Genomic DNA, 9,931 nt, shown 5'->3' on the forward strand with positions numbered 1-9,931 from the left:
TATAAAGTCAATTCCATTATTTATTCCAAATTCTATATCCCTTATATCTTTCTCTGTAATTGCAGGAAGGTTTATCTTTACTCCTGGTACATTCACACCTTTTTTATTCTTAACAGTACCACCATTATTAACTTTACATTTAATTTCCTTATCATTAGGTATATCTATTACTTCAAGCTCTATCAAACCGTCATCAATTAATATCTTATTACCCTTTTTAACATCTAAAGGTAATTTATCATATGTTATACTGCATTTTGTTTCGTCTCCAAGGATTTCTTCAGTTGTAAGTGTGAAGTCTTGTCCTTCGATCAATTGGACTGTTCCTTTTGCAAAGTTTCCTGTTCTTATCTCTGGTCCTTTAGTATCAAGTAAAATTGCTACAGGAATTTTTAATTCTTCTCTAACTTCTTTTATCATTTTGATTCTTTCAAGATGTTCCTCATGATTCCCATGTGAAAAGTTTAATCTTGCAACATTAAGTCCACTTTGCACCAATTCAGTAAATATTGCCTTTGATTCACTTGCTGGTCCGATCGTACAAACAATCTTTGTTTTTCTCATGTTTTCACCTCTTATATTATTATTGATTTATCAAATAGATAATATTTTAGTAAGTTCATACATGCCTTTATCTATTTCCTTATCTATTTTAAGGGCTTCATCTATATCTAAATCGACTATCACATTTTGTTTTATCCCTACGACTCTCCCTTTTTTTCCTTCTAAAAGAAGTTCTACACTTCTAGCCCCTAGTCTACTTGCCAAAACCCTATCCTGGGCAGTTGGCGTCCCTCCTCTTTGTAAGTGTCCCATTATAGTTACACGAGTTTCTATATCTGTTCTCTTATTTATCTCATCGGCTATTTCATAGGGCTTACCTACACCTTCAGCTACAATTATTATGCTATGAAGCTTTCCTCGATTTCTACCACTAATAAGCTTTTTACAAATTTCATCCATATTAAAATCAATTTCTGGTATTATTATACTTTCTGCCCCACCTGCAAGTCCAGAATATAATGCAATATCACCACAATGTCTCCCCATTACTTCAACTATATTAGCTCTTCCATGGGAAGATGATGTATCCCTCAAGTTACCTATGGCATTCACAACTGTATTAACAGCCGTATCAAACCCAATAGTATAATCTGTATAACCCAAATCATTATCTATAGTTCCAGGTATCCCTATTGTAGGAAAACCACTTTGGCTTAGTTTCTCAGCTCCTCTAAATGAACCATCACCACCGATTACAACTAATCCATCAACTCCAAATATTTTTAAAACATCTAATGCTTTTTGGAATCCTCTTTCCGTCATAAATTCTTTACTTCGGGCAGACCCAAGTATTGTTCCACCTCTATGTATTATGTCTCCAACAGAGGAAAGATTCATATCATTCATATCACCTTCTAAAAGTCCTTGATATCCTCTTTTAATACCTACAACCTTTAAGTTTTTAAAAATTGCTGTTCTAACTACAGACCTAATAGCAGCATTCATACCTGGAGAATCTCCTCCACTTGTTAAAACACCTATTTTTTTCACAAAATCCCTCCTAATAAACTTTCATATTTAAAGGGAAGTAATAAAACTTCCCTATTGCTTTTCACTTAACAGCAAAATATTACATTTAATATAGGAAAATAAATATATTTTATTATAAATATTCCAGTAAAACAGCTATTTTATACATATCAAAAATCCCCAAAATGCGAATATTTTAATATTTATGAATAAAATTTTACTATTGGAAATCTCTATATATATTTATAAAGTTTTCAGTTTCCAAATCAGTATTCATCATTCAACACGTTATGAGCTTCGTCTGCTTCAGCCTCTGGTACTAATAATTCAAATATTCCATCATTACTACTACCAACACTTCTAATCTTGACTAAAAACCCTTCTGAACTTAATTTATCTTTAATACTATAAGCATCTTTCTCTTGATGCGCTATATATATTACAGTCCACATACATGTCGTCCCTTCCAAAACCTGATTTTGTTATAATTTTAAATCATTTTGAATTAAATTTCAATAGAACAAAGTATACTATTCTTATATCTACATTATATTTTTTACATTTTTTTGTAGTAATATATTGATTTTTTCATATAAGAAACTTGCATAATTAACACTAATAATTTTGAAATACAATATGTAGATAACTTTCTTAACTCTCTTTACTACATTTTGTATTAAAAAATTCTTTAAATATATTATGCAATTTCCTCATATAATTAACTATACACCCATTCATAAAAATATATTATATCTTTTGTTATAAGGGAGGTATACTTTTGAAAAATATTGTTAAAAAAATGATGCTAGATAGAGGAGTAAAAATTAAAGATATAGCAAATTTAGTTTTTTTTCTTCAATCAAAATATTGTAAATTAGATATAGAAGAATGTATAGATTGTGTTGATAAAGTTCTAGAAAAAAGGGAGGTTCAACATGCAATCCTAACAGGAATAGCTTTAGACATCCTAGCCGAACAAGATAAACTAGAAGAACCCCTTCTAAGTATACTAAAAAGGGATGAATCTCTGTATGGCATAGATGAAATATTAGCCCTTAGTATAACAAATATATATGGGTCAATAGGATTAACCAACTTTGGATATTTAGACAAAGAAAAAATTGGTATATTAAAGGACCTTAATGTTAAAAACGGTAACGTTCATACTTTTTTAGACGACTTAGTAGCAGGAATTGCAGCTGCAGCTTCTGCAAAAATAGCTCATTCTAAAGCAAACCAATAATTCAACCCCACAATCTAGCAAATCTTTATTGCATCATTTCCTAATATATCCCTTAATTCTCTAATAATACTATCATCAATCTTTATCCATAGATCTTTGTTTGCCAGCAATTTTCTTCTTTCCGATTCTATATATATATATACGGGAGTTCTACCCTTTCTTTTTTTAAGAATATTCTTTATTCTATTAATCATTTCTGTGTCTCTATATTTCAATTTTATATATACCTTTTTATTCCTCTGAGCTGGTGGATTTTTTTTACTTGCAATCATATCAACATTTTCTTTAGTTAAAGCTACAATATTCTCGGCTATTATTTTAGGATCTTCATCTTCCTTTAAATTTATCTTTCCAACTACTATTATTATGCTATCTTCAAATAAAAACTTACTACATCTATCATAGACTCCTGGAAACACTATTATTTCTACGGTTCCAAACATGTCTTCCAAAGTCAAAAAAGCCATTAAATTATTGTTCTTCGTTGTTTTATCCTGTTTTTTCATTACTATACCAGGTATTACTATTCTTTGCCCATCCCGTAATCCTTGCTTTGTATCATTTTCTCCCATCTCCTTTAAATCACCTGTATTTAAGCTAGAAACCATATTTATTAAATCTTCATATTCTGAAAGTGGATGACCACTCAAATAAATGCCAAGCATTTCCTTTTCAAAATTCAATAAATATTTATCAGGAAATTCATTAACATCAGGAAGAATATCATTTTTTATGGTATCTGGAAGGTCATTCTTATAAAAATTAAACAAGGATACTTGACCAGCTATATTTTTTCTTCTGTCTTGTTGTACACTCTCAATCACCTTTTCATAAGCCGCAAGCAAAGCAGCTCTAGTTATATTTAGTTCATCAAACACTCCAGCCTTTATCATGCTTTCTACAGCTCTCTTATTTAATTCCTTTGTTTCTATTCTTTCACAAAAATCAATAAAGCTAGTAAACTCCTTTTGATTTCTTGTTTTTACTATTGAGTCAATAATGCCAGTTCCTACATTTTTTATAGCTAATAATCCAAACCTAATTTTATCCTTAGAAACAGTAAATTTAGCTAAACTTTCATTTATACTAGGTGGTAATATATCTATATTCATTCTCTTGCAATCGCCTATATATTGAGCAATTTTTGATGAATTGCCCATTACACTAGTCATAAGGGCTGCCATAAATTCTACTGGAAAATGACATTTAAGATATGCTGTTTGATAAGCTAAAACAGCATAGCTTGCAGCATGACTTTTATTAAAAGCATATTTTGCAAAATCAATCATATCATCAAAGATTATATTAGCATCTTTCTCACTTATTCCATTTCTTATACATCCTGCTATTTCAATATTTCCCTCTTCATCTACTTTTCCATTTATAAAGTACCGCCTTTCCTTCTCCATTACATCCATTTTCTTTTTTCCCATAGCTCTTCTTACAAGGTCGCTTCTTCCATAGCTATAGCCACCTAATTCCCTAACCACTTGCATAACTTGCTCTTGATAGACTAGACAACCGTAGGTGACCTTTAGTATTGGCTCTAGCTTTGGGTGTATATAAGTTATTTTATCAGGATTATTCTTATTTTCTATATATTTAGGAATAGAGTCCATAGGTCCCGGTCTAAAAAGAGATATACCAGCAATTATATCTTCAAGACATTCAGGCCTTAATTCCTTCATAAACTGCCTCATACCAGAGCTTTCAAGTTGGAAAACTCCTAAAGTTTCACCGCTACTTATTAATTTATAGACTTCAGGATCATCATATGGTATTTTTTCTAGATCAATATCAATATCTTTATTATCCTTTATAAGTTTTATGGCATCCTTTATTACTGTCAAATTTCTTAACCCAAGAAAATCCATCTTTAGGAGCCCTAATTCTTCTAACAATGTCATATTAAATTGAGTAGTTACGTTATCATCATGTAGATATAAGGGAACGTATTCATCAATGGCTTTTTTTGATATCACTACTCCTGCAGCATGGGTTGAAGCATGGCGAGGCATCCCTTCTACTGCCATGGCTATATCAATTAAATATTTTGCTTTATCATTTTTTTGATATATTGATTTAAGTTTAGGGCTTAATTCTAATGCCTTTTCAATGGTTATACCAAGTTGATGGGGTATTTCCTTAGCTATTTTATCTACTTCCCCATAGGGCATATTCAATACCCTTCCTACGTCCCTTATGGCTCCTCTAGCTGCCATTGTTCCAAAGGTTATTATCTGTGCAACCTTTTCTTTTCCATATTTATCAATAACATAATCAATTACCTCTTGGCGCCTTTCATCTTCAAAATCAATATCTATATCTGGCATAGTTATTCTTTCGGGGTTTAGAAATCTCTCAAATATTAAATTATACTGTATTGGATCTATGTCTGTTATATGGAGTGTATAAGCTACAATACTACCACCACAACTTCCTCTACCAGGTCCAACCAAAATTCCATTTTCTTTTGCATACCTTATAAAATCCCATACAATTAAAAAGTAATCTACATAACCCATTTCTTCTATCGTGTTAAGCTCATATTCTAACCTATCTTGTATCTTATCTGTTATTACGTCATATCGCCTTTTAAGTCCTTGATAACAAAGCTCTCTCAAGTATTCATTTGGATTATATTTCTTGGGAACATCAAATGCTGGTAAATGCATTTGATTAAAATCAAATGTAACATTGCACATTTCAGCTATCTTAATAGTATTTTCAATAGCCTCTGGAGCATATGAAAACAGCTTAGCCATCTCATCTGAAGATTTTAAATAAAATTCACTGCTTGGAAATTTCATCCTATCTTCATCCTGTAAAGTTTTACCTGTTTGTATACAAAGAAGTATATCGTGTGGGATATGGTCTTCTTTATTTAAATAATGTACATCATTAGTTGCAACTAATGGTATTCCCGTTTCTTTACTAAGTTTTAGAATATCTCTATTTAATACCTTCTGTTCTTTAATACCATGATCTTGTATTTCTAGATAAAAATTGCCATGACCATAAATATCGTTTAGCTTTAGTGCCAGTTCTTTGGCCCCTTTATAATTACCATCTAAAAGCTTGCTATTAATATCTCCTGCAAGACAAGCGCTAAGACAAATTATATCATCACTATATTTTTCTAATACCTCAATATCTATTCTAGGTTTATAGTAGAATCCCTCTGTATAACCCTTTGATACAATTTTTATTAAATTGTTATATCCATTATTGTTTTTTGCAAGTAAAACTAAATGCCCCATGCTTTTATCCTTTACAGGATCTTTTTGGAAACGAGTTCGCCTTGCAGTATAAACTTCACATCCTATTATAGGCTTTATACCATATTTCTTTGCTTCTTTATAAAAATCTATGACCCCAAACATAGCACCATGGTCAGTAATAGCCACAGCTTCCATACCCAATTCTTCAACTTTAGCAAATAGCTTTGAAATCCTTGTATATCCATCTAATAAACTATATTCACTATGCAGATGAAGATGTACAAATTTATTTGTCATATGCCTTCATCCTTTCTAAATCTTTACAAAAACAAAAAACTTTGCTTCAAACCTTTTCTGTCTTAATTATACTATTTATGATGTAAATAATCTAATAATTTTATTATAAATCCCCTTCATTTGATCTTTTAGAGTATATTCTCCATATTCAAGAAAACTGTAGCTAAAAATAAAATAAATTTAAAAAACTGCCGTTATGGCAGCTGAAATTTCTAAAAACAATATTCTTAACTTTAAATGAAACTATGTAGGGCTTATTAAAAATTTGTAAATTTAAAATCACCTTCAAATTTTGGAATGACATCATTAATTTTAATAGTTGGATTTTTGCTTATATCTACTTCAAAATAATTATGAATTTTTCTGCCTTTTTCGTCCAAAAGTATTTTTATTACTGGTTTAGTTGGATTAATTTTATTTATATCAACAACTAGTCCTATTTCATTTGTACTTAGCTTAACTAGGCTCCCAATAGGATAAATTCCAATACAATCTATTAATTTCTTAACTATTTGAGCATCAAATTGAATATTTACCATTTTGCATATGTACTCCAAAGCTTTATGAGGTTCTATCTTTTTCTTATATACTCTATCTGATGTTAATGCATCGTATACATCGCATAAAGCAACAATTTTTGAATATGTATTAATCTCACTTGCCATCCTTTTATTTGGATAGCCATTTCCATCAAGACGCTCATGATGACATAAAGCTATCTCAGCAGCTATTTCACTTATTTTTTTACTTTTCTTAAGAATATTATAACCATATGTGGTATGATTTTTAACTATTTCATATTCCTTTAAAGTTAAAGGGCTAGGCTTGTTTAAAATTTCCTTGGGAATAAACCTTTTTCCAATATCATGTAGCATTGCTCCTACACCTAGCTCCATAAGTTCACTATATTCAATTTTCATTGCTATCCCTATAATTAAAGACAATATACAGACATTAACAGAATGCTCTAATGTATAATCATCAATACTTCTCAATTTCCTTAAGCTTATTATTATTTCATCATTGCTAATTAATTCATCTATCATTTTACTTACTATAGCTATAGTTTTATCCAATAATACTTCATTAAAATGTAATTTTCCCATTGCTTCTTTAACAATTTTTTTTGCTTGTAATCTTGTTTCCTTTAAGTAAGGATCTTTTATATTTTCTTTTTCTCCATAATTATGTATTTTTTGAGTTTTTTCTTTTATATATACATCTGCTATATTTAGTCTTTTAATTTTAACTATATAGGATTCTTTTAAAACAATACCTTCTCCAAGCAGTATATTTCCAAATGAATCATATAAATTTTCTCCTAATATCATGCCTTCCTTTAATTCATTTACATTAGTTTTAATCATTTTTCTGCCCATTGTGGCTCCCCCAATAAAAATAAATATGAAAATAGTAATTATTAAAATAAGTAATATTACTCTCTTTCGACATTTATTACCTAAAACCTTTTAATATTTTTCATTTTTTTTATAGGGATTAAGACCTAAATTATCTACTATATCCATTATAGTTAAGTTTTTTGAGCGAAAAAACTCAAGAGCTTTAGACTCTTGAGTTTTTTTAATCTAATAATCTTATATTGTTAGTAAATCCCATAAAAACTATAGTATCGCTCTATAATTCTATCAATCTATTGTTAATTAGATTTGATAATTCCTCTATGGCTTCTTCTTCATCTATTCCATTGACTATTATTGTAATTTTAGAATTTTGTGAAATTCCTAAAGCCATAATACCCATGATACTTTTTGCATTTACTCGTTCAGTATCCTTTTCAAGAAAAATATCCGATGCAAATCGATTTGTTGTTTGAACAAATAAAGCTGCAGCCCTTGCATGTAAACCTATCTCATTTTTTATTATAAAATCTCTTTTAATCATTATTAGATTCTCCCTTCCTTCTCAATTTATCAGCTATTTTTTCAATCTTTCTCAATCTATGGTTCACTCCTGATTTACCTACTGGAGGATTTAGCATTTGTCCAAGTTCCTTTAAACTTGCATTTTTATATTTAAGTCTTAACTCTGCAATCTCTCTCAAGTTTTTGGGTAATACCTTAAATCCAGTTGTTTTCTCAATATATTGAATATTATTTATTTGACGTATTGATGCCTCAACTATTTTACTTAAATTAGCAGTCTCACAATTCACTATTCTATTAACATTGTTCCTCATCTGTTTAATTATCCTAATATTTTCTAAATTTAATAACGCATTGTGTGCTCCTATTATGTTTAATAAATCTACTATCTGATCCCCTTCTTTCAAATACACAATATAGTTATTTTTTCTGAGGATAACCTTTGCTTTAAGATTATAACTGTTTATTAAATTGCACAGTTCCTTACTAAATTCTTCATTATGGGTTACAAATTCAAGATGATATGTTTTCTCAGGATCACTAACAGAACCTCCACCTAGAAATGCACCTCTTAAATATGCTCTTTTACAGCATTCATTTTTCAAAAGATTTTTAGGTAATTTATAATTTATATTAAAGCTATCATTATCAAAATTAATAATCTCAAGTTTTTGTAAAACCTTTGTTGCATCTGTAATTAAAATTACATATGTATTTCCTTTTTTTAGAACCTTATTTTTTTTAACTAGAACTTCCGTATTAACACCAAGTTTATTCTTAAACAGCTTAAAAATCAGCCTTGCTATAGCTGGATTTTCTGTTGTAACACTTATATTTACCCTATTTAGTCCAGCCAATTGTATAGTTCCACTCATTCTAAGTAAAGATGATGCTTCTGCAAATTGACAACACTTATTTTCAAACATTTTTCTTACAAGTTCATTTTTTGTTTTAGATGAAAATGACATATAATCACCAACTTTGTAAAATTAGAGCTTTATATATTAGTTTATTTAAATTTACTTTTTTCGATAATTTCCCAAAATCCAAAACCATGTTAATAGCAATACATAAAAACTACTATATTATATTTTAATTTATTTTTTATATTATATCACAAATTTTAAAATAATCATTAACATTTTAACAAAGTAAATTTTGTATATATACTAATTAATTACACATCTATTTTAAGAATAATGTCTTTTAAATGGGTTAATAATATTCATGAAGCTTAGAAGGAGGTGATTTCGTGAATATAAATAAAAGTATTGGATGTACTGTAACAGAATGTAAATACCATGCTAAAAATCAACCATATTGCAGCTTAAATGATATCCAAGTTGTTAAGCATCATAATGAGGCTAAATCTATAGAAGCCACTGATTGCGGCAGCTTTGAATACGAAAATAAATAGATTATATAAGGCTTTGTAAACTTAATATGAAAAAATAGTACAATGTTTTATAGAATTACTTCAGATTGCTTTAAATTTCGCCTGAAGGATGATAAAAGTTCGTCCTTAAAATTGTCAAGGGTAAAATGAACGTGCTAACGCACGCCCTTGACAATTTCAAGGACGAACATTTAAAAAATAATTAGGCGAAATTCAAGCAAAAATTATGCTACAAGAGGATATTTTTTCTTCTCTTTATCATTTAGATTTAATCCAGCAACTTGAGCAGGTGTTAAACCATTAAGAGATGAATGAGGTCTTACAAAATTATAGAAAAATACAAACATACTAATTAAGT

Annotated in this window: 9 protein-coding genes and 1 pseudogene; 2 read left to right on the plus strand and 8 right to left on the minus strand. The window is 29.3% G+C overall.

Going from position 1 to position 9,931, the window contains the following annotated elements; all coding sequences use genetic code 11:
• The 3 genes from BUB36_RS17530 to BUB36_RS17540 all read right to left on the minus strand — a co-directional run.
• A partial coding sequence (locus BUB36_RS17530; protein ID WP_242655902.1) for a pyruvate kinase occupies positions 1–564 on the minus strand: 564 nt, incomplete at its 3' end.
• Between the two features lie 30 nt (positions 565–594).
• On the minus strand, positions 595–1,554 hold the full coding sequence (gene pfkA / locus BUB36_RS17535; RefSeq protein ID WP_073153292.1) for a 6-phosphofructokinase: 960 nt from the start codon (positions 1,552–1,554) through the stop codon (positions 595–597).
• Between the two features lie 245 nt (positions 1,555–1,799).
• Positions 1,800–1,985 (minus strand): glutamate decarboxylase, encoded by a 186-nt coding sequence (locus tag BUB36_RS17540; RefSeq protein WP_073153294.1) that lies wholly within the window; start codon positions 1,983–1,985, stop codon positions 1,800–1,802.
• A 326-nt stretch (positions 1,986–2,311) separates the two neighbouring features.
• On the opposite strand from BUB36_RS17540, the gene BUB36_RS17545 reads away from it, so the two are divergent.
• Positions 2,312–2,776 carry a phosphatidylglycerophosphatase A family protein gene (locus BUB36_RS17545; protein ID WP_073153296.1) on the plus strand — a complete coding sequence of 155 codons (465 nt, stop codon included), beginning with the start codon at positions 2,312–2,314 and terminating at the stop codon, positions 2,774–2,776.
• Positions 2,777–2,790: 14 nt separating this feature from the next.
• On the opposite strand, the gene BUB36_RS17550 is transcribed toward BUB36_RS17545, so the two are convergent.
• The 4 genes from BUB36_RS17550 to whiA form a co-directional block, all read right to left on the minus strand.
• Positions 2,791–6,294 carry a DNA polymerase III subunit alpha gene (locus tag BUB36_RS17550; RefSeq protein WP_073153299.1) on the minus strand — a complete coding sequence of 1,168 codons (3,504 nt, stop codon included), beginning with the start codon at positions 6,292–6,294 and terminating at the stop codon, positions 2,791–2,793.
• Between the two features lie 257 nt (positions 6,295–6,551).
• Positions 6,552–7,673, minus strand: coding sequence for an HD-GYP domain-containing protein (locus BUB36_RS17555; protein WP_073153301.1), 1,122 nt, complete (start codon positions 7,671–7,673; stop codon positions 6,552–6,554).
• A 256-nt stretch (positions 7,674–7,929) separates the two neighbouring features.
• On the minus strand, positions 7,930–8,196 hold the full coding sequence (locus tag BUB36_RS17560) for an HPr family phosphocarrier protein (protein ID WP_073153304.1): 267 nt from the start codon (positions 8,194–8,196) through the stop codon (positions 7,930–7,932).
• The gene (gene whiA, locus BUB36_RS17565; protein WP_073153307.1) at positions 8,189–9,145 is read right to left on the minus strand and encodes a DNA-binding protein WhiA; all 957 of its coding nucleotides are present in this window, start codon (positions 9,143–9,145) and stop codon (positions 8,189–8,191) included. The genes BUB36_RS17560 and whiA overlap by 8 nt, the downstream gene beginning before the upstream one ends.
• Before the next feature lie 284 nt (positions 9,146–9,429).
• On the opposite strand from whiA, the gene BUB36_RS17570 reads away from it, so the two are divergent.
• Complete coding sequence (locus BUB36_RS17570; protein WP_073153309.1) at positions 9,430–9,594, plus strand: DUF1540 domain-containing protein; 165 nt, start codon at positions 9,430–9,432, stop codon at positions 9,592–9,594.
• Between the two features lie 203 nt (positions 9,595–9,797).
• Here the strand turns inward: BUB36_RS17570 and BUB36_RS19350 are convergent.
• A pseudogene (locus tag BUB36_RS19350) lies at positions 9,798–9,931 on the minus strand (IS6 family transposase); the annotation flags it as partial.

It is taken from the genome of Paramaledivibacter caminithermalis DSM 15212 (assembly GCF_900142245.1).
GTDB lineage: Bacteria > Bacillota > Clostridia > Peptostreptococcales > Caminicellaceae > Paramaledivibacter > Paramaledivibacter caminithermalis.